The following is a 20,339-nucleotide window of genomic DNA, read 5'->3' as shown; positions in this document are numbered from 1 at the left end:
GCACTCCTGGATGCGTTGGGTTCTCGATGCGCCCGCTGGCGGGCCGGCGCGCGGACAGGCAGGCAAGCAGGCAGGAGACCCGTGCCGGCGCCACGCGCAAACTCTGAGTTTAACGCAGTGCAGCACGGGCGCGGCGGCGCAAGCTACATATTGCGGCGGTACTGTCCGCCCACCTCGAACAGGGCATGGGTGATCTGCCCGAGCGAGCACACACGTACCGCGTCCATCAGGACGGTAAAGACATTGCGGTCGGCCACCACGGCCTCGCGCAGCCGTTCCAGCATGGCCGGCGCCGCTTCGGCATGGGCGGCATGGAAGGCCGCCAGGCGCGCCAGCTGGCTCTGCTTCTCGTCTTCGCTGGAGCGCGCCAGCTCCAGTTTTTGCGGGATGGGATCACCTTCCGGATTGCGGAATGTGTTGACGCCGATCAGGGGCAGCGTGCCATCGTGCTTCTTCTGCTCGTAGTAGAGCGACTCTTCCTGGATCTTGCCGCGCTGGTAGCCGGTCTCCATCGCGCCCAGCACGCCGCCGCGCTCGGCGATGCGCTCGAATTCCTGCAGCACGGCTTCCTCGACCAGGTCGGTCAGCTCCTCGATGAGGAAGCTGCCTTGGTTGGGATTCTCGCACTTCGCCACGCCCCATTCGCGGTTGATGATGAGCTGGATGGCCAGCGCGCGCCGCACCGACTCCGCCGTGGGCGTGGTGATGGCTTCGTCGAAGGCATTGGTGTGCAGCGAGTTGCAGTGGTCGTAGATGGCGATCAGCGCCTGCAGCGTGGTGCGGATGTCGTTGAAATCGACTTCCTGCGCGTGCAGCGAGCGGCCCGAGGTCTGGATGTGGTACTTGAGCTTCTGGCTGCGCTCGTTGGCGCCGTACTTGTCGCGCATCGTCACCGCCCAGATGCGCCGCGCCACGCGGCCGAGCACGCTGTACTCGGGATCCATGCCGTTGGAGAAGAAGAAGGACAGGTTGGGCGCGAAGTCGTCGACCTGCATGCCGCGCGCCAGGTAGGCCTCGACATAGGTGAAGCCGTTGGCGAGCGTGAAGGCGAGCTGGGAGATCGGGTTCGCGCCGGCTTCGGCGATGTGGTAGCCGGAGATCGACACCGAGTAGAAATTGCGCACCTGGTGGTGCACGAAGTACTCCTGGATGTCGCCCATGACCTTGAGCGAGAACTCGGTGGAGAAGATGCAGGTGTTCTGGCCCTGGTCTTCCTTGAGGATGTCGGCCTGCACCGTGCCGCGCACGTTCTGCAGCACCCAGTCGCGGATCTTGGCCGCTTCCTCGGCGGCCGGCACGCGGCCGTTGTCGGCGCGGAACTTGTCGAGCTGCTGCTCGATGGCGGTATTCATGAACATCGCCAGCAGGCTCGGTGCCGGGCCGTTGATGGTCATCGACACCGAGGTCGACGGGCTGCACAGGTCGAAGCCGTCGTACAGCGCCCGCATGTCGTCGAGCGTGGCGATGGACACGCCGGAATTGCCGATCTTGCCGTAGATGTCCGGCCGCAGTCCGGGATCCTCGCCATACAGGGTGACCGAGTCGAAGGCGGTCGACAGGCGCTTGGCCTCCATGCCCGCGGACACCAGCTTGAAGCGGCGGTTGGTACGGAAGGCATCGCCCTCGCCGGCGAACATGCGGGTGGGATCCTCGTTCTCGCGCTTGAAGGCGAACACGCCGGCGGTATAGGGGAAGCTGCCGGGCACGTTCTCGCGCATCAGCCAGCGCAGCACCTCGCCCTCGTCCTCGAAGCGCGGCAGCACCACCTTGCGCACCTTGGTGCCCGACAGTGTGGTGCTCACCAGGCCGGTACGGATCTCGCGCCCGCGGATACGCACCACGTATTCGTCACCGGCATAGGCCTGCCGCAGCGCCGGCCACTGCGCCAGCAGCGCACGCTCGGCGTCGCCAGCCACGCCGCCCTCACCGCCCTCACCGCCCTCACCGCCCTCACCCAGCATGCGGCGCGCCTCGCGCAGCTGCTGGCGCTCGCGCGCCAGCACGCTCTGCGCGGCCACGCGGCGATGGTAGGCGCGCACGGTGTCGGCCAGTTCGGCCAGGTAGCGGCTGCGCGCCGGCGGCACGATCACATTGCGCCCGCTGGAGATGCGGCCTGCCACCTGCGGCAGCGCACCGGGCGCAAAGCGCACGCCGCGCGCGGCCAGCGCCTCACGCAGGCCCTGGTAGAGCATGGTCACGCCATCGTCGTTGAAACGCGAGGCCTGCGTGCCGTAGACCGGCATCTCTTCCGGCCTGGCATGCCACTGCGCGCGGTTGCGCTGAACCTGCTTGGCGACGTCGCGCCAGGCGTCCTGCGCGCCCTTGCGGTCGAACTTGTTGATGGCGACGAAATCGGCGAAGTCCAGCATGTCGATCTTTTCGAGCTGGCTGGCGGCGCCGAACTCGGGCGTCATCACATAGAGCGTCAGGTCGGCATGCGGCACGATGGCCGCATCGCCCTGGCCGATGCCGGAAGTCTCGACCAGGATCAGGTCGAAGCCGGCCACCTTGCAGGCCGCGATCACCTCCGGCAGGGCCGGCGAGATCTCGCCGCCGGCGGCGCGCGTGGCCAGCGAGCGCATGAAGATGCGCGGATGGTGGATCGCGTTCATGCGGATGCGGTCGCCCAGCAGGGCGCCGCCCGACTTGCGGCGCGACGGATCGATCGAGATCAGCGCGATCGACAGCGCGTCGCGCTGGTCCAGGCGGATGCGGCGCACCAGCTCGTCGGTCAGCGAGGACTTGCCGGCACCGCCGGTACCGGTGATGCCGAGCACGGGCGTGGCCACGGTGGCCGCCTGCGCGCGCAGGGACTGCACCAAGGCGGCATCGGCGGCACCGTTCTCGAGCGCGGTGATGAGCTGCGCCAGCGCGCGCCGGTCGCCGCCGCGCACACCGTCCAGCGTGGCCGGCGCGTAGCGCGCCAGGTCGATGTCGCAGCGCTGCACCATGTCGGCGATCATGCCGTCCAGCCCCATGCGCTGGCCATCTTCGGGACTGTAGATGCGGGCCACGCCATAGGACTGCAGCGCGCGGATCTCCTCCGGCACGATGACGCCGCCGCCGCCGCCGAACACCTGGATGTGCTCACCGCCATGCTGGCGCAGCAGGTCGATCATGTAGCGGAAGTACTCGACGTGGCCGCCCTGGTAGCTGGAGATGGCGATGCCCTGCACATCTTCCTGCAGGGCGGCGGCGACCACCTCGTCGACGGCACGGTTGTGGCCGAGGTGGATGACCTCGCAACCATGCGCCTGCAGGATGCGCCGCATGATGTTGATCGAGGCGTCGTGGCCGTCGAACAGGGCGGCCGCGGTGACGAAGCGGACCTTGTTGGCGGGCGCGGCGGGCGCGCCGGATGCCTGTGATCCACGGCCCGCCGGGCGGGCGTTGGAAAGATCGGTCATGTCTCCACCCCTGTGCGGTGTGCCGGTCCGCGCGCACGGCGGGCGCATCCGCGCGGGATGCGCCGCTCTGCGGCGGCTCGGGGCTCGTCGTGGTGGGACTGTGCGGTCGATTATATGACGCTGGCGCCAGCGTCACAGGGGGCCGGGAGCGGGCCGGTACGCGCTGCCGTTCGCGCCTCGCTTCCGTTCGCGCCTCGTTTCGCCCTTCAGCGCCCGCTTTGCGGGCAGTCGCCGAAAGCGGCCGTGCGCGGCGCGCGCAGCCGGCGCGCGAGCAGCAGCGCCGCGAACAGCAGGCGGCGCCACGACAGCGCGGCCGGCGTATAGGCCAGCTCGAAGCGGGCGCCGCCGCGCTCGGCCGACAGCCACACGCGGTCGCCCTCGGGCGGGTCGAAGCTTTCGCCAGGGCGCAGCCAGATGTCGGCGCTGCCCCCCTCCAGGGTCAGCCAGAGGCGGCCGGCCAGCGCGGTGACGCGCTCGCCGTGGCGCACGCGCCAGCTCACGGGTATCCCCGCTCCGTCGAGTTCGTAGGTCCGTAGTTCGCGCATGATCGCCTCCTTGCCGTTCGCCTTGCCTGCTGATTCACCGGCCTTCCATTATTCATACGGCGCACTACAATCCCATGCACAGTTGCGAACAGTTTTCCATGAACTGTTCAGTGGTTTCTGCTGACACTTTCCGCCGCCGGCCGCTGCCGGGGCCTTGCGCACCGCCCTCCATGCTGAAACTGAGCCTCGACCCCGCCGGCGGCGTGCCGCTGACCGAGCAGATCATCCTCGCCGTCAAGAACTGGCTCGGCTCGCACGACGCCCGCCCCGGCACGCGCCTGCCTTCGATCCGGCAGATGGCGTCCGAACACGGCATCAGCCGCTTCCCGGTGATCGAGGCCTACGATCGCCTGGTCTCGCAGGGCCTGCTCGACTCGCGCCAGGGCTCCGGCTTCTTCGTCGCCGACAGCCCGCTGACGCGGCGCGCCGGGCGCGGCTGGTCGGATCCCAGCCTGGCCGAGGATCTCTCCGATCACATCATCGAGCAGTTCCACCACCCCAGCGGCACGCTCAAGCTGGCCGGCGGCTTCGTCCCCGAGAGCTGGCGCGACGTGGAAGGACTGACCCAGGCGATCCGCCAGGTGTCGCGCACCGACATCGACAGCGTGATCCACTACGCCACCCCGCTCGGCCATGCCGAACTGCGCCAGCAGGTCCTGACGCGGGTACGCCAGCTCGGCATCGGCGCAGAACTGCCGCAGGTGCTGATCACCACCGGCGCCAGCCAGGCGCTGGACCTGATCGTGCGCCACCTGCTCAAGCCTGGCGACACCGTCTTCGTCGAGGACCCCGGCTACTACAACCTGTTCGGCCTGCTGCGGCTGCACGGCGTGCGGCTGGTCGGCGTGCCGCAGACGCCGGACGGCCCCGACCCGGATGCCGCCGAGGCACTGCTGCGCGAGCACCGGCCCAAGCTGTTCTTCACCAACAGCGTGCTGCAGAACCCGACCGGCTCCACGCTGGCGCCGCCGGTCGCGTTCCGGTTGCTGGAACTGGCGCGGCGCCATGGCTTCCGCTTCGTCGAGGACGACATCTTCTCGGACTTCCAGACCCATTTCACCGACCGCCTGGCCACGCTCGACCAGCTCGAGCACGTGATCTACGTGGGCGGCTTCTCCAAGACCGTGTCAGCTTCGCTGCGGGTGGGCTACGTGGTGGCGGACAAGCGCCTGGTCAAGGACCTGGTGGACGTCAAGGTGCTGACCAGCGTGGCGGGCTCGCAGTTCGCCGAGGCGGTGACGGCGGCACTGCTGGAGCGCGGCGCCTACCGCAAGTATGTCGAACGCCTGCGCCTGCGCGTGCGCCAGACCCTGGCGGGCGCGGTACAGCGGCTGCACGGCTGCGGCTGGGAGGTGTTCTGCGAACCGGCGGGCGGCAACTTCCTGTGGGCGCGACCGCCTGGCATGGCGGACTCGCGCGAGCTGACCCGCCTGGGCGAACGCTACGATATCGCGCTGGCGCCGGGCAACTTCTTCCGCCCGGGCGGCGAGACCACGCCCTGGGTGCGCATCAACGCGGCCTATGTGGAGGAGCCGCGGGCCCAGGCCTTCCTGCGCGAGGCCGGGTCCCGCGGCTGACGCGGCGGGGCGGGCCCGTCAGCCGGCGGAGCGCGCCGGCGCCTTGCCGTGCAGGACGGCGTTACGGCGCGCGTAGAGGAAGTAGATGGCCAGGCCGAGCGCCAGCCAGACCAGGAAAGCCACCCAGGTCAGCGGCTCGAGGTGCGCCATCAGGAACACGCAGAAAGCGACCGACAGCAGCGGCACCACCGGCACGCCGGGGCAGCGGAAGGCGCGCGGCAGGTCCGGGCGCGTGCGCCGCAGCACCAGCACCGCGATCGAGATCAGCGAGAAGGCCGACAGCGTGCCGATATTGATCAGCTCGGCCAGCACCGCCAGCGGCACGAAGGCCGCGATCAGCGCGAAGACGATGCCCACGGTCCAGGTGGCGAAAAAGGGCGTGGCGTGGACCGGATGCACCGACGACAGCCTGGCCGGCAGCAGTCCGTCGCGCGACATGGCGAAGATGATGCGGGTCTGGCCATAGGTCATCACCAGGATCACCGTGGTCATGCCGACGATGGCGCCGAGGTCGACGAAGCCCGCCACCCAGTTCTCGCCGGCGACCTGCAAGGCCAGCGAGACCGGGTGGTCGATGCCGGCGAAGCGGGCATAGGGCACGATGCCGGTCATGATGGCGGCCACCACCACGTACAGCACGGTGCAGACCGCGAGCGAGCCGACGATGCCGATCGGCAGGTCGCGGCGCGGGTTGCGCACTTCCTCGGCGGCCGAGGTCACGGCGTCGAAGCCGATGAAGGCGAAGAACACCAGCGCCGCCGCATTGAAGATGCCAGTGAAGCCGAACGGCGCGAACGGATGCCAGTTGGCCGGCTTGACGTGCCACACGCCTACGGCGATGAACAGCAGCACCACGCCGATCTTGATGGCCACCATCAGGTTGTTGATGCGAGCCGACTCGCGCACGCCGTAGGACACCACCCAGGTGATGGCCAGCATGATGAGGAAGGCCGGCAGGTTGAACACCGTGTGCACGCCGGGCACCGCGCCCGGGGCCGCGGTGAGCGCCGCCGGCAGGTGCAGGCCGAAGCCGGATGCGAGCGACTGGAAGTAGCCCGACCAGCCCACCGATACCGCCGAGGTGGCCAGCCCGTACTCGAGCAGCAGGTCCCAGCCGATCATCCAGGCAATGATTTCGCCCAGGGTGGCATAGCTATAGGTGTAGATCGAGCCGGACACGGGAATCGCCGAGGCGAACTCGGCGTAGCACAGCGCGGCGAAGCCGCAGGCCATGGCGGCGATGACGAAGGACACCGTCAGCGCCGGGCCGGCGGTCAGGGCGCCGGTACCGGTCAGCACGAAGATGCCGGTGCCGACGATGGCGCCGATGCCCATCAGCACCAGGTCCAGCGGACCCAGTACTTTCTTCAGTCCACCCACGCGGCTTTCGGCCAGCATGGCGTCGATATCCTTGGTACGAAACAAACTCATGAAAAGGGTCTCCTGCATCCGCCGCCGCGTTCGCATTGGACGGCCCCGGTGAAGGCGGCACGTCCGGCGGGCGCATTGGCATCCGGGTCCGCGGCAGCCTGGTCGACCGTCCGTCGCGCCGGCACGCTGTTGGCATGCCGGCCCCGGTTATCTAATGAAATCGCCCTGGCCGGCGCAGCGGCCCGGGCGGCTGGTGCCGCATGCGCGCGGCGCGCCCGGCCGGATCGCGGCGGATGCGCTACGTGATGCGGCGGCGCCACCGGCCTGGAAACCGGGCCGGCGGCAAAAACGCGCTAGTTTACTCCTGCGCGGGACGCGCGGGCATCACATTGGCGGGGTAAGCGGGGAATGGCAACCGATCGCAGCCGTGCGGCATCGCGGCGGCAGGAGGAAGGGTGGCGGGAAGGGGGCGCGAAGGAGGAACAAAGGGAGACAAACGGTGCCGCGCTGGCGGAGGGCGGCAGGAGGAAGCGCCCCGCTGCAGGGACGATCGCCACGGCGCGGCGGACTCGCCGTGGCGGTGTCAGGCACATCGGTCGGCGGCGCGGCCCCAGCGGCGGCGCGCGCCACGGCGCGGAGGCCGCGCTGCCGTTACGCCAACTCTTGCAGGACCTTGCGCACCGTGTCGAAGATCTCGCCGATCTGGGCCTCGTCGATGATCAGCGGCGGCGAGAAGGCGAGGATGTCTCCGGTATAGCGCACCAGCACGCCGCGCTCCAGGCACTTGAGGAAGGCCTCGTAACCGCGTGCGCCGGGCTGGCCGGCGCGCGGTTCCAGCTCGATGCCGGCGACCATGCCCAGGTTGCGGATGTCCTTCACGTGCGGCGCACCGCGCACGCCATGCACTGCCGCCTCGAAGGCCGGCGCCAGCGCGGCCGCGCGGCCGAACAGGTTTTCGCGCGCATAGATGTCCAGCGCCGCGATGGCGGCCGCGCAGGCCAGCGGATGGGCCGAGTAGGTATAGCCGTGCGGCAGTTCGATGGCACCGGCGGCGGCGGCGTTGACGACGGCGTCATGCACCTCGCGCTTGACCGCCACCGCGCCCATCGGCACCGCGGCATTGTTGATGGCCTTGGCCATGGTGATCAGGTCCGGGGTCACCTGGAAGCGCTCGGCCGCGGTAGCCGCGCCCAGGCGCCCGAAGGCGGTGATGACCTCGTCGAAGATCAGCAGGATGCCGTGCTTGCTGGTGATCTCGCGCAGGCGCTCCAGGTAGCCCACCGGCGGCACCAGCACGCCGGCCGAGCCGGCCAGCGGCTCGACGATCACCGCGGCGACGTTGGACGGGTCGTGCAGCGCCAGGATGCGCTCGAGGTCATCGGCCAGGTGGGCGCCCCACTGCGGCTGCCCCTTGGAGAAGCCCGCCTCGGCGATGTTGAGGGTGGCCGGCAGGTGGTCGGTGCCGGGCATCAGGTTGGCCGAGAACATCTTGCGGTTGGGACCGATGCCGCCCACCGCCATGCCGCCGAAGCCCACGCCGTGGTAGCCGCGCTCGCGGCCGATGATGCGCGTGCGCTGGCCTTCGCCGCGCGCGCGGTGGTAGGCGAGCGCGATCTTCAGCGCCGTGTCGACCGACTCCGAACCCGAGTTGGTGAAGAAGATGCGGTCCAGGCCCGCCGGCATGATGCCGGCCACCTTGGTGGCCGCCTCGAAGGCGAGCGGGTGACCCATCTGGAAGGGCGGCGCATAGTCCAGGGTCTGCACCTGGCGGGCCACCGCCTCGGTGATCTCCGTGCGGCAGTGGCCGGCCGCCACGCACCACAGCCCGGCACAGGCGTCCAGCACCTTGCGGCCATCGTGGGTGCTGTAGTACATGCCGCTGGCCGAAGCCAGCAGGCGCGGCGCGGCCTTGTACTGGCGGTTGGCGGTAAAGGGCATCCACAGGGCGTCGAGATCGGGAATCACGGTCTTGGCAGCGTCCATACGTCCTCCTCGGAGCGATTGCATGCGCGGGCGCGCGTTGAATGGGGCAGAAAATGCCGGATGCGGCCACTGTACCGACGGGCGCCGGCCGGCAGAATATACGGTTGGCAAATCTCCACCTTACCGTACAGTTTAGGCACCACGAAGCGTACAGGCCCGACTCGCCCCAATGGCGCCGCCGGCCGCCTGCGCCGCAGCGGCCCCGGCGCCCCGGCACTGCCCGGAAAGCCCGCGGGCCGGGAGATTGCACGCTGCGCCGCATCAACACCGATGGCCATGCCGGGCCATGTGCCGGGGCTTCACGGCGACCGCCCCCTCAGCGTAGACTGTACAGGCCGCTTGCGCCACAAGCCGCCGCGGGCCGCCGCACGCTGCCCCCTCGTGCCACCGATGTCCCCCGCCAATCCGCCGCCATCCACCGCGACCAGCGTCCCATGATCCCCCTGCAACTGCACCGCAGCCGCCGCGGCGGCGAGACCCTGACCGAACAGATCGTCAACGGCGTGGCCGCCCTGATCGAGCGCCGCGCGCTGCGTGCCGGCGCCGCCCTGCCCTCGGTGCGCCGCTTCGCGATGCAGCACGGCGTCAGCACCTTCACGGTGGCCGAGGCCTACGCCCGCCTGACCGCGCTCGGCTACCTGAGCGCGCGCGCCGGCTCCGGCTACACGGTGGCGCACCGGCACGCGCCGGCGGGACTGGCGCCGGCACCGCACTGGCAGACCCCGGAACTGAATGCCGCCTGGCTGCTGTCGGATGTCTTCGCCGACCATTCCGTGCCGATCAAGGCCGGCGCCGGCTGGCTGCCGGGCGACTGGCTCAACGAGGAGGGGCTGCATCAGGCCATGCGCGCAGCATCGCGCGTACCGGCCGCCCAGGTGTCCGGCTACGGCCATCCCTTCGGTTTCGGCGCCCTGCGTGAACACGTGGCCGCCGGCCTGGGCCAGTACGGCATGCCGGTGCAGGCCCGCCAGGTGGTACTGACCCAGGGCGCCACCCAGGCGCTCGACCTGGTGGTGCGCACGCTGCTGCGCCCGGGCGACACCGTGCTGGTGGAGGCGCCGTGCTACTGCAACCTGCTGCAGATCCTGCGCCTGGCCGGCCTGCGCGTGGTCGGCGTGCCGCGCGGCGCGGCCGGGCTCGACACCGATGCGCTGGACGATGCCATCCGCGCGCACGCGCCGCGCATGCTGTTCGTCAACACCGTGCTGCAGAACCCGACCGGTGCCTCGCTGACCAGCATGAACGCGCACCGCGTGCTGCAACTGGCCGAGCGCCACCGGTTGCTGGTGGTGGAGGACGACATCTACCGCGAACTGGCGCCGGCCGGCTCGCCCATGCTGGCGGCCATGGACGGGCTGTCGCACGTGATCTACATCAACGGCTTCTCCAAGACCATCGCGCCCTCGCTGCGGGTGGGCTACCTGGCGGCCAGCCCGGAGCTGGCCAAGGCGCTGGCCCGCACCAAGATGGCCGTCGGGCTGACCTCGTCGGAAGTGACCGAGCGGCTCGTCTACTCGGTGCTGACCAGCGGCCACTACGGACGCCACGTCGCCGCGCTGGCCGAACGGCTGCGGGCCCAGCAGGACCGCATCGCGGAAACCATGGAACGGCATGGGCTGGAACTGCTGCTGCGGCCGGAGGGGGGCATGTTCGCCTGGGCCAGGCTGCGGCCCCAGGACGGCCCGCGCGCCGCGCCGGCGCTGTCGGGCAACCGCCTCGCCAGGCTGGCGCTGGAACACGGGGTATGGCTGGCGCCGGGCTCCTACTTCGAGCCCGACGAGGCCGACTCGCCATGGATCCGCTTCAATGTGGCCACCAGCGATGCGCCCGGGCTGTGGCGCTTCTTCGATGCGATGCGCGCCGCGGAGCCGGCGACGCGAGCCGCCTGAGCGGCCGCGGCACCGCCGCGGCGAGCCGCGTCAGAAGCGGTAGCGGACGTAGCCGGTATAGAAGTTCGTGCCCGGGTTCGGCTCCTTGATGCCGGCATTGGACACGTGCTGGAAGCGGAAGCCGGCCTCGAACTGGTTGCGCGCCCCGAACATCGCACCCAGGCCGAAAATGTCGCCGAACTGGAACGCGGTGCCGGAGCGATGCTCGTCCGATGTATAGGTACTGCTCAGCAGGCGCGCACCCGCGCCGACCTCCAGGAAGGGCACGAAGCCAGCGAAACCATGCTTTTCCAGCCGCAGCAGCGGCGTGAAACCGAACTCGGTCACGTTGTGGCGATTGGTGCCGCTCTGGGGAAACCACTCGGCCAGCTCGACTTCCCACTGCAGGCGCAGCAGCCAGCTGTCCGGGTTGCCCCAGTTGAAGCCGGAATCCCAGTTCAGGGCGACTTCGTATTTGTTGATGCCGTGGCTCGGGTCGCGGCCGAATGCCGCCTGCACGGTGGGATCGGCGTGGGCGGCGCCGGCAAGGCCGGCGGCCAGGGCCGCCGCGGCGAAGAGGCGCGGACGCAGCAGGCCCACGCGGGAACGTTGCGAAACGGGGGGATGACCTTCTTCTTTTCGCGTCATGATCGAAACCAGGTTGCGGATCGCGCCGGCTTGCCCGCAGGGGCTCGTGGCTGCGGTCGTCAGCTCCAGAGGCGCTCGACCACCCAGCTGGCGGTCGTGCAGACCGCGATCCAGACAGCCAGGCAGCCGGCGATAAAACGATAAGTCATATCAGAAACAACAACAAACGAAACTACTCTCGGGAAATTCTTCCGCGATTATACATCCAGCCATGAATGTATGTAATTCGCCGCACCCACAGGAAGATGACACCCGTCTGGCAAGCATAGATCACGTGGGGAATTGCCAACAAGGGACCCTGTCGGCTCGCCGACACATCGCGCCAGGGCCGGCGGGAGCCGGGTGGCGATGGTGGCATTTGGCAGCAGGAGGCAGGCCGGCAAGCGCGGTGCGGCCTGCGCGCCATCGCGCCCCCGGCCGCGGCCGCCCCGCCCGGGGACGGAGCGGCCGCGATGGCGGGCCGGCTCAGCCGACCGTGGCGTATTCCAGCGTCTTCGGCGTCTTCACGATCACTTCCGGCTCGCTGCCCACCACCACGGTGTCGTCGAGGCGGAAGCCGCCCAGCCCGTAGACGTAGAGGCCCGGCTCGGCCGAATACACCTCGCCCGCCCGCAGGGCGCGTGTGTTGAACGCCATATCCTCGGGGTATTCGTGCAGCATCAGGCCCACCGCATGACCGGTGCGGTGGAACACATAGTCGCCGAAGCCCGCGCGCTCGATCACCGCCTGCGCCGCCGCGTCCATGTCGCACACGCGCTGCCCGGTGACCGCCGCCTGCACGGCGGCATCGGTCGCCTGCGCCGCCACCTGGTACAGGCGCGCCTGCCGATCATCCGGGCGTCCGCAGAACCAGGTGCGCTCGTTCTCGACGTAGTAGCCGTTGAGGCGCGGCAGGATCAGGTTGACGACGGTGTCGCCCTCGGCGATGCGCGCGCCGCAGGCGGCACCGTCGCCGTGCGGCGAGGCCGAGGCCGGGCCGGCCAGCGTCCAGCACTTGAGGATGTCGAAGTCCTCGCCCGGGAAGCGGCGCGCGGCCTCCTCGACCATCAGCGCCGACATGGCGTGGTCGAGCTCCTGCGTCAGCCGGCCCGGGCGGATGTTCTCGCGGTAGCGGTCCTGCACCCAGTCGGTCAGCGCGCCCAGTGCGCGCATCACCGCGAGTTCCTCCGCATGCTTGACCCAGCGCATCGCGCGCATCTCGGCCAGTGCCGGGCGCAGCACCAGTTCCGGCAGGTAGCGCTGCGCGGCCGCCAGCAGCGGGTGGGCGACGTCGACGCCGATGCGGCTGGCACCGAGGCCGCGCGCGGCCAGGCTCGACGTCAGCAGCTCCGGCAGCTGCGGGGCGAGCGCGAGCCGCTGGGAGACGCGCGGATGCTCGGCGTAGTAGGTGACGTCGCGCAGCCAGACGGTCTGCTGCTCGGTGGCGAAACGCATATGGTTGGTCGACAGTTCGTTCATCACCGCGAACGGCTCGCCGTCGCGCGGCACTACGGCGAAGACGGGCCGTTCCCAGGGCCACACGTCGAGCTGGAAATTGGTGGCGAACTGGAAGAAGTCCGGCGTGGTGAAGACGAGGGCGTCGAGCCGGCAGCGGTCCATCAGTTCGCGCATCATGGCGACGCGGTAATCGCGTACGGCGGTGGTGATCTTCGGCATGGGTGTCTCCTGTACAGGGGTTTCCGAGGGGGCGGGCTTACAGCGAAATGTCGAGCCGGCGGATCAGCGGGGCCCAGGCCGCGGCATCGCGCTGCATGGTCTGGAACACCAGGGCCGGCGGGCCCTGGATGGGCTCGAGGAACTGGTTGGCGAGCTTGTCGCGGAAGGCGGCGCTGCCGATCACAGCGTTGATGTCGGCGTTGATGCGCTCGACCAGCGCGGCCGGCGTGCCGGCGCGTGCGACGATGGCATACCAGCCGGGCACGGCCACGTCATAGCCCAGCTCGCCGAAGGTGGGCACGCCGGGCAGCGCGCCGAGGCGATGCGCGCCGGTGACCGCCAGCGGCACCAGCTTGCCGCCCGCGATATAGGGCTGCACGCCGGCTACCACGTTCATCATCACCGGCGTATCGCCCGCCATCAGGCTGGTGGAGCCGCCGCCGCCGTTGAAGGGCACGTGCAGCATGCGCAGGCCGGTGCGCTCGGCCACCAGCGCCATGGCCAGATGGGTGGAATTGCCGATGCCGCCCGAGGCATAGCTGAGCGCGCCCGGCTGGGCGCGCGCCAGCTTGAGGAAGTCGGCGAAGCTATGCACCCCGAGCCGGGGCGAGGCCACCAGCACGAAGGGCGAGTTGGCCAGCATCGCCACGCCGGCCAGGTCGCGCTGGGGATCGTAGGACAGCTTGCGGTACAGCAGCGGATTGAAAGCCAGGTTGGACACCCCGGCAAAGAACAAGGTATAGCCGTCGGCCGGCTGGCCCTTGACGTACTGGACCGCCACCACGCCGTTGGCGCCGGGCCGGTTCTCCACCACCACGGCCTGCCCCCAGCGCTGCCCGAGCTGCTCGGCCAGCGCGCGCGCCAGCACGTCGTTGCCCGAGCCGCCCGCCTGCGGCACCACCAGCCGCACCGGGCGCGCGGGCCAGGTCTCGGCCCACGCCTGGCCCTGGCCAGCCAGCGCGGCGGCCAGCACCGCGCCCAACATCCATTGGCGTCTCTTCATCCTCATTTCCTCTTCTCCTCTTGCGGCGCACTCGCGGCGCGCCAGGCACCGCCGACCGAATCACGTACCACTTGGTACATGCGCACTGTACCAGATGGTACACGCAACGAAAACAGAAGTCATGCCGGTGCCGGGAGCCGGCGCGCGGCCGGGCAAGTAGCGGCGGGCGGGATGCGAGGGAAGCGGAGAGCGGCTGGCGGGAAGGCGGCTTCGACGCCGGAACCGGGGGGTGTGTCGCGCCGCCGGCCTGGCGGCGCCGGCTCAGCGTGGTGCCGGTGCCAGCCGCTCGGCGAAGTACTTCAATGCGGCCGTGGTGCCCTTGCGGTCGCCGGTGGTGACGAGGTCGAGCAGCAGGCCGCGCATGGTGGCCAGTTCCACCCGCGCGCGCAGCCGGGCCTCGGCGGGCGGCAGGCCGAGCTGGCGGTGCAGGCGGTCGGCCATGGCGCCCATCCAGCTGCCGACCACATCGTCGAGGAAGGCCTGGAAGCGCTCGCGGTCGCGGATGGCGCGGCCATAGATCTCGAACAGCAGCTGGATGATGGGCAGGTAGCTGTCGGCCGAATAGCGTTCCCACGCCAGCTCCAGCACCCGCGCGGGATCGGCGGCCTCCTCCGCCAGCGCCGGGCGCACGCGCTGCTCGGCGTGGCGGATGCGGCGCAGCAGCGCCTCCCAGAAGCCGTCGGCCGAGCCGAAGTAGTAGATCAGCATGCGGTGGCTGGTGCCGAGGACCTCGGCCATGGCGCGCAGCGACAGGTCGCCCAGCCCGTGCACGAGCACATGGGCGGTGGCCGCGTCCAGCAGTTGCACGGCCTGCTCGCTGGCGGCACGCCCTTCGGCCGCGGCCGGGGCAGCCGGGGCAGAGGTGTCGGCGGTGTTCGCCGCGGACTTCGCGGTGGTCTTCCTGGGCGGCATGGACAAGCAGTCTGGTGAGCAAGACCGCAAGTGTAAGGCAGCGCCGCAGCGGTGCCCGGCCCGGCGTGCTCAGTCCGCCAGCAGGAAGGGCAAGGCCTCCGCGAGCAGCCGCTCCGGCGCCTCCTCGGCGATGTAGTGCCCGCACGGCAGCGCGCGGCCCTGCACGCGCCGCGCGACCCGCCGCCACGCCTCCAGCGGCGCGAAGCACTGTCCCACCGCGCCTTGCTCGCCCCACAGCGCCAGCATCTCGCACTCGACCTGGCGGCCGGCGGCGAGGTCGGCGCGATCGTGCTCCAGGTCGATGCCGGCGCTGGCCCGGTAGTCCTCGCACAGGCCGTGCGCGGCGCCGGGCAAGCGCAGGCAGCGCAGGTACTCGGCCAGTGCCGCCTCGGTGAAGGGCGCCAGCCCGGCGCTGCGCGCGCCCATGGTCTGGCGCAGGTAGAGCGCCGGATCGGCCTCGATCAGCGTCTCGGGAAACGGCGCCGGGCGGATCAGGAAGAACCAGTGCCAGTAGGCGCGCGCGAAGGCTTCGCTGGTCTGCTCGTACATGGCCAGCGTGGGCGCGATATCGAGGGTGACCAGGCGGAGCACCGCCTGCGGGTGATCCAGCGCCATGCGGTGCGCCACGCGCGCGCCGCGGTCGTGCGCCAGCACGCGGAAGCGCGTGAAGCCGAGCGTGCGCATCACCTCGACCTGGTCCTGCGCCATCACGCGCTTGCTGTAGTTGCCGTGGTCGGGCAGGCCGCGCGGCTTGCCGCTGTCGCCGTAGCCGCGCAGGTCGGTGGCGACCACGGTGAAGTGCCGGGCCAGTTCGCCCGCCACCTTGTGCCAGATCACATGCGTCTGCGGATGCCCGTGCAGCAGCAGAAGCGCCGGCCCCTGTCCGCCGACCAGCGCGTGGATGGCGACGCCTTGCTCGCCGTCCGCCGCCGGCTGTCCGACCACGATACGGTGCGTTTCGAATCCGTCAAACATCGGTCCCCTCCCCTGTGTGCCGCCCTTGGCCGTCCGCCTGGGCCCGCAGGCGCGCCATGGTCGCGGCGGCCACATCGTACAGCCAAGGGCTGTGCGCGTGATGGCGGCGCGCGAAGGCGGCGATGGCCTCGGCCTGGGTCAGCGTCAGGCCGATCATGTCCAGTCCGCGGCGGAACATCTCGCGCTGGCGCGCGGCAAGCGTGAAGCCCGCCGCGAAGCCGGGCGCGCGCACGCTCAGGTCGTCCAGGTCGATGCGCACGCGCGGCGACTCGGCCGACTGCAGCGCCTGCAGCAGCTGCTCGACTTCGGCCTGCGGCAGCATCACCAGCAGCAGGCGGTTGTTGAAGGCGTTCGAATAGAAGATCTCGCCGAAGCCGGAGGCGATCACGGCGGCGATGCCGGCCTGCTGCAGGCCCCACACGGCGTGCTCGCGGCTCGAGCCGCAGCCGAAGTTGGGGCCGGCCACCAGCACGCTGGCCTGGCGATAGCGCGGCTGGTTCAGCACGAAGTCCGCGCGCGGCGCGCCGTGCTCGTCGAAGCGCATATCGTGGAACAGGCCGCGGTCCAGCCCCGACTTGTCGATGATGCGCAGGAACTGCTTGGGCATGATCTGGTCGGTGTCGAGATTGGGCAGCGGCAAGGGCGCGGCCACGCCTTCGATGACGGTCAGCGCCGCGCCGCCGGCGCAAGCGTGATGCGGGGATACGGTGTGCTCAGGCATGGACGGGCTCCAGGCGGCGCACGTCGGTGATGCGCCCGGTGACGGCCGCGGCGGCGGCCATGGCGGGACTCATCAGGTGGGTGCGCCCGGCGCGGCCCTGCCGTCCCTCGAAATTGCGGTTGGTGGTCGAGGCACAGCGCTCGCCCGGGGCGAGCACGTCGTCGTTCATCGCCAGGCACATCGAGCAGCCCGGCTTGCGCCACTCGAAGCCGGCCGCGGCCAGCACGGCGGCGATGCCCTCGCGCTCGGCCTGCTCGCGCACCGCGCCGGAGCCGGGCACCACCATCGCCCGCACGCCCGCGGCGACCTTGCGGCCGCGCGCGATGGCGGCGGCCGCGCGCAGGTCCTCGATGCGGCCGTTGGTGCAGGAGCCGATGAAGACCCGCTGCACCGGCAGGCCCTCGAGCGCATCGCCGCCGCGCAGGCCCTGGTAGTCCAGCGCGCGTGCGGCGGAGGCGCGCGCGGCGGGATCGGCGAAGTCTTCCGGATGCGGCACGCAGGCATCGACCGCCATCACCTGGTCGGGGCTGGTGCCCCAGGTCACGTTGGGGACCACCTCGGCGGCATCGAAGGCCAGCTCGGCAGCGAAGCGCGCCTGCGGGTCCGATGCCAGCGCCTGCCAGGCAGCCAGCGCGGCGGCCCGCTGCGCCGCGCCGATGTCGGAAGCGCGCGCCAGCACATAGTCGGTCGCCACCGCGTCGGGAGCGATCAGCGCGCCGCGCGCGCCGGCCTCGACCGCCATATTGCACAGGGTCATGCGCCCCGCCATCGACAGCGCGCCGATGGCCTCGCCGCAGAATTCCACCACGTAGCCGCGCGCGCCCTGGGCGCCGATGCGGCCGATCACGTGCAGGATCAGGTCCTTCGCGGTGGTACCCGCCGGCAGGCGGCCGTCGATACGGATGCGCATGTCGCGTGCCACGCGATAGACCAGCGTCTGCGTGGCCAGCACATGCTCGACTTCGGAGGTCCCGATGCCGAAACCGAGCGCGCCGAAGGCGCCGTAGGTGGTGGTATGGCTGTCGCCGCACAGCACCACCATGCCCGGTCGGATCATGCCGTGCTCCGGCACGATCACGTGCTCGATGCCCTGCAGCGGATCGTCGCTGTCGAACAGCGCGATGCCGTGCCGCGCGCAGTTGCGCTTGAGGTTGCGCGCCTGCAGCGCCGAGGCCGGGTCGGCGATGCGCCGCGGCGATTCGGCGTGGGTGGGAATGATGTGGTCCACCACCGCCACCTGCTGCCCCGGCCGCGCCACGGCGCGCGCCCGGGCGGCCAGCCCGGCGAAGGCCTGGGGACTGGTGTATTCGTTCATGATGTGCAGATCCGCGTACAGCAGGACGTTGTCCGCGTCGAGGACGGACACCGTGTGCGAATCGACCAGCTTGCGATAGAGCGTGCGGCCTGGCATGGAATGGTCGTGCAAGAGAAGATCGTGGAAGCGAAGCCGGCGCAGGCCGGCGCAGGCCGGCACAAGCAGGACAGCGGCGCGGCCTCGGCCCGCCGGCAGCGCCGGGACGGGGCCCGGCGCCAGCGGCATGCTCCGCAGTGTAGGCGTGGAATCCACCGATATAATTTCGGCGGCGGACTTTCATTCGTTCCTTGAATTCACGAATCAGCTCGATCTCATGGATGGCTTCTCCGATCTCGCCTTCTTCGTGCTGCTGGTCAAGCGCGGCAGCCTCGCCGGTGCCGCCCAGCAGCTCGGCCTGACGCCGTCGGCCGCCAGCAAGCGGCTGGCCGCGCTGGAGGCGCGCCTGGGCGTGCGCCTGCTGCATCGCACCACGCGCAGCCTCAGCGTGACGCCGGAGGGCGAGGCCTATCTCGCCCAGGGCAGCCGCATCCTCGCGGATCTCGACGAGCTCGAACAAGGACTGGCCGGCAGCCGCGTGGCCCCGCGCGGCCTGCTGCGCGTCAACGCCACGCTGGGCTTCGGGCGCCGCCACCTGGCTCCGGCCGTGGGCACCTTCCTGCTGGCCTGCCCCGAGGTCGAAGTGCAGCTGCAGCTCAGCGACCGCCCGCTCAGCCTGGCGGAGGAAGGCTTCGACGTAGGCATCCGCGTCGGCGACCTGCCGGACGCGCGCCTGAGCGCACGCCGGCTGGCGCCGAACCGGCGCCTGCTGTGCGCCGCGCCGGCCTACCTGGAACGCCATGGCGCGCCCGCCTCGCCGCGTGAACTGCAACGCCACCGCTGCATCGTGATCCGCGAGAGCGACAGCGCCTACGGCAACTGGCAGCTGCAGTCGGCCAACCGGCAGGAAACCGTCAAGGTGCGTGGGCCGGCCGCCACCAACGACGGCGAGGTGGCGGTCGGCTGGGCCCTGCAGGGACACGGCATCCTGCTGCGCTCGGAATGGGACGTGGCGCCCCTGCTGCGCTCGGGCCGCCTGCGCCAGGTGCTGCCGGACTGGGCCGCGCCACCGGCCGATATCCACGCGGTCTACCTGAGCCGCGACCAGTTGTCGGCCAAGGTGCGTGCCTTCGTCGACTTCCTCGCCGAGCACTTCTCCGGGCACGACGCGCGCGAGCGCTACGCCGGCTGGTAGCAGGCCCGCAGGAAGCCCGCTACTGCGCGTGGGATACTGCTACGCTGTTCCATGCGGGGCACCTGCTGCCCGTTCGCCGGAGCCACTCCATGCATACCCAGGACCTCTCCGCGTGGACCCACAGCCACGTCTTCGATACCGGCAACCGCATGGCCGAGCGCGGCACGCGGCTGGTGATGTGGATCACGCTCGCCACCATGGTGGTGGAAATCGCTGCCGGCCTGTGGTTCAACTCGATGGCGCTGCTGGCCGACGGCTGGCACATGAGTTCGCACGCGCTCGCCATCGGCCTGTCGGCCTTCGCCTATGGCGCCGCACGCCGCCACGCGGGCGACGCGCGCTTCGCCTTCGGCACCTGGAAGATCGAAGTCCTGGCCGCCTTCGCCAGCGCCGTGTTCCTGCTCGGGGTGGCGGCGCTGATGGCCTTCGGTTCGGTCGAGCGCCTGTTCAGCCCGCAGGCCATCCATTACCGCGAAGCGCTGACGGTGACCGTGCTGGGCCTGCTGGTCAACCTCGCCTGCGCGAGGATCCTGGGCCATGCCCACCACGGTCATGGCCATGATCATGGGCACGATCACGATCCCGACCATGGGAACGGCCACGGACATGCGCACGGTCATGCCCATCACCACGGCCACGACATCAACCTGCGCTCGGCCTATCTGCACGTGATCGCCGACGCCGCCACCTCCGTGCTCGCGGTGCTGGCGCTGGCCGGCGGCTGGTGGCTGGGCTGGCGCTGGCTCGACCCGGCGATGGGCCTGCTGGGTGCCGTGCTGGTCGGGCGCTGGGCCTGGGGCCTGCTGAAGCAGAGCGGCGTGGTGCTGCTCGACCGCGAGATGGACCACCCGGTGGTGGAAGAGGTGCGTGACGCCCTGGCCGCCTTCGGCGAGGGCGAGGAAGGCACGCGCGTGACCGACCTGCATGTGTGGCGTGTCGGCAAGGAGCGCTTCGCCTGCATCGTCGGCCTGGTCACTCACGATCGGGCCCTGACGCCGCAGCGCGTGCGCCAGGCCCTGTCCGTGCACACCGAGCTGGTACACGTGACGGTGGAAATCAGCCGTTGCGAGCCCAAGCGCGGGCGCCTGGCCGCGGCCGCACGCTAGACGCCGGCAGGCACCGCCGGG

Annotated in this window: 15 protein-coding genes; 4 read left to right on the top strand and 11 right to left on the bottom strand. The window is 70.5% G+C overall.

The features are described 5' to 3' along the window. Positions 1-143 precede the first annotated feature (143 nt). Both icmF and BKK80_RS03190 read right to left on the bottom strand, forming a co-directional pair. Positions 144-3,407 (bottom strand): fused isobutyryl-CoA mutase/GTPase IcmF, encoded by a 3,264-nt coding sequence (gene icmF / locus BKK80_RS03195; protein WP_071068588.1) that lies wholly within the window; start codon positions 3,405-3,407, stop codon positions 144-146. A 206-nt stretch (positions 3,408-3,613) separates the two neighbouring features. Further along, positions 3,614-3,952 (bottom strand): DUF2917 domain-containing protein, encoded by a 339-nt coding sequence (locus tag BKK80_RS03190; RefSeq protein ID WP_071010840.1) that lies wholly within the window; start codon positions 3,950-3,952, stop codon positions 3,614-3,616. A 173-nt stretch (positions 3,953-4,125) separates the two neighbouring features. Here BKK80_RS03190 and BKK80_RS03185 point away from each other — a divergent pair, with 173 nt between their 5' ends. Beyond that, positions 4,126-5,529: an aminotransferase-like domain-containing protein gene (locus tag BKK80_RS03185; RefSeq protein ID WP_071016015.1), complete on the top strand. Its 1,404-nt coding sequence runs from the start codon at positions 4,126-4,128 to the stop codon at positions 5,527-5,529. Positions 5,530-5,547: 18 nt separating this feature from the next. Here BKK80_RS03185 and BKK80_RS03180 read toward each other — a convergent pair whose 3' ends face one another. Both BKK80_RS03180 and aptA read right to left on the bottom strand, forming a co-directional pair. Beyond that, positions 5,548-6,960 (bottom strand): amino acid permease, encoded by a 1,413-nt coding sequence (locus tag BKK80_RS03180; protein WP_071010839.1) that lies wholly within the window; start codon positions 6,958-6,960, stop codon positions 5,548-5,550. A 591-nt stretch (positions 6,961-7,551) separates the two neighbouring features. Further along, positions 7,552-8,883 carry an omega-aminotransferase AptA gene (aptA, locus tag BKK80_RS03175; protein ID WP_071010838.1) on the bottom strand — a complete coding sequence of 444 codons (1,332 nt, stop codon included), beginning with the start codon at positions 8,881-8,883 and terminating at the stop codon, positions 7,552-7,554. Positions 8,884-9,317: 434 nt separating this feature from the next. Between aptA and BKK80_RS03170 the strand changes: the two genes are divergently transcribed. Beyond that, complete coding sequence (locus tag BKK80_RS03170; RefSeq protein ID WP_071010837.1) at positions 9,318-10,772, top strand: aminotransferase-like domain-containing protein; 1,455 nt, start codon at positions 9,318-9,320, stop codon at positions 10,770-10,772. A 30-nt stretch (positions 10,773-10,802) separates the two neighbouring features. On the opposite strand, the gene BKK80_RS03165 is transcribed toward BKK80_RS03170, so the two are convergent. The 7 genes from BKK80_RS03165 to leuC form a co-directional block, all read right to left on the bottom strand. Further along, positions 10,803-11,399, bottom strand: coding sequence for an acyloxyacyl hydrolase (locus tag BKK80_RS03165; RefSeq protein WP_083383921.1), 597 nt, complete (start codon positions 11,397-11,399; stop codon positions 10,803-10,805). A 465-nt stretch (positions 11,400-11,864) separates the two neighbouring features. After that, positions 11,865-13,055 (bottom strand): M24 family metallopeptidase, encoded by a 1,191-nt coding sequence (locus tag BKK80_RS03160; protein WP_071068587.1) that lies wholly within the window; start codon positions 13,053-13,055, stop codon positions 11,865-11,867. Between the two features lie 37 nt (positions 13,056-13,092). Then, positions 13,093-14,058, bottom strand: coding sequence for a Bug family tripartite tricarboxylate transporter substrate binding protein (locus BKK80_RS03155; protein WP_071037559.1), 966 nt, complete (start codon positions 14,056-14,058; stop codon positions 13,093-13,095). A 261-nt stretch (positions 14,059-14,319) separates the two neighbouring features. Then, entirely contained in the window at positions 14,320-14,970 is a 651-nt protein-coding gene (locus BKK80_RS03150) for a TetR/AcrR family transcriptional regulator (RefSeq protein WP_071068586.1), read from the bottom strand. A gap of 69 nt (positions 14,971-15,039) precedes the next feature. After that, positions 15,040-15,945: an alpha/beta fold hydrolase gene (locus BKK80_RS03145; protein ID WP_071068585.1), complete on the bottom strand. Its 906-nt coding sequence runs from the start codon at positions 15,943-15,945 to the stop codon at positions 15,040-15,042. Continuing rightward, a complete protein-coding gene (gene leuD / locus BKK80_RS03140; RefSeq protein WP_071010831.1) occupies positions 15,938-16,666 on the bottom strand; it encodes a 3-isopropylmalate dehydratase small subunit in 729 nt (242 codons plus the stop codon). The genes BKK80_RS03145 and leuD overlap by 8 nt, the downstream gene beginning before the upstream one ends. Beyond that, the gene (gene leuC / locus BKK80_RS03135; RefSeq protein WP_071038480.1) at positions 16,659-18,077 is read right to left on the bottom strand and encodes a 3-isopropylmalate dehydratase large subunit; all 1,419 of its coding nucleotides are present in this window, start codon (positions 18,075-18,077) and stop codon (positions 16,659-16,661) included. Before leuC ends, leuD begins: the two co-directional genes overlap by 8 nt. A gap of 217 nt (positions 18,078-18,294) precedes the next feature. Between leuC and BKK80_RS03130 the strand changes: the two genes are divergently transcribed. Continuing rightward, the gene (locus BKK80_RS03130; protein WP_071010830.1) at positions 18,295-19,212 is read left to right on the top strand and encodes a LysR family transcriptional regulator; all 918 of its coding nucleotides are present in this window, start codon (positions 18,295-18,297) and stop codon (positions 19,210-19,212) included. Between the two features lie 89 nt (positions 19,213-19,301). Then, on the top strand, positions 19,302-20,318 hold the full coding sequence (gene dmeF, locus BKK80_RS03125) for a CDF family Co(II)/Ni(II) efflux transporter DmeF (protein ID WP_071010829.1): 1,017 nt from the start codon (positions 19,302-19,304) through the stop codon (positions 20,316-20,318). Positions 20,319-20,339 lie beyond the last annotated feature (21 nt).

Origin of the sequence: Cupriavidus malaysiensis (assembly GCF_001854325.1) — a bacterium.
GTDB classification, from domain to species: domain Bacteria; phylum Pseudomonadota; class Gammaproteobacteria; order Burkholderiales; family Burkholderiaceae; genus Cupriavidus; species Cupriavidus malaysiensis.
This window is presented reverse-complemented; position numbering and strand designations above follow the sequence as displayed.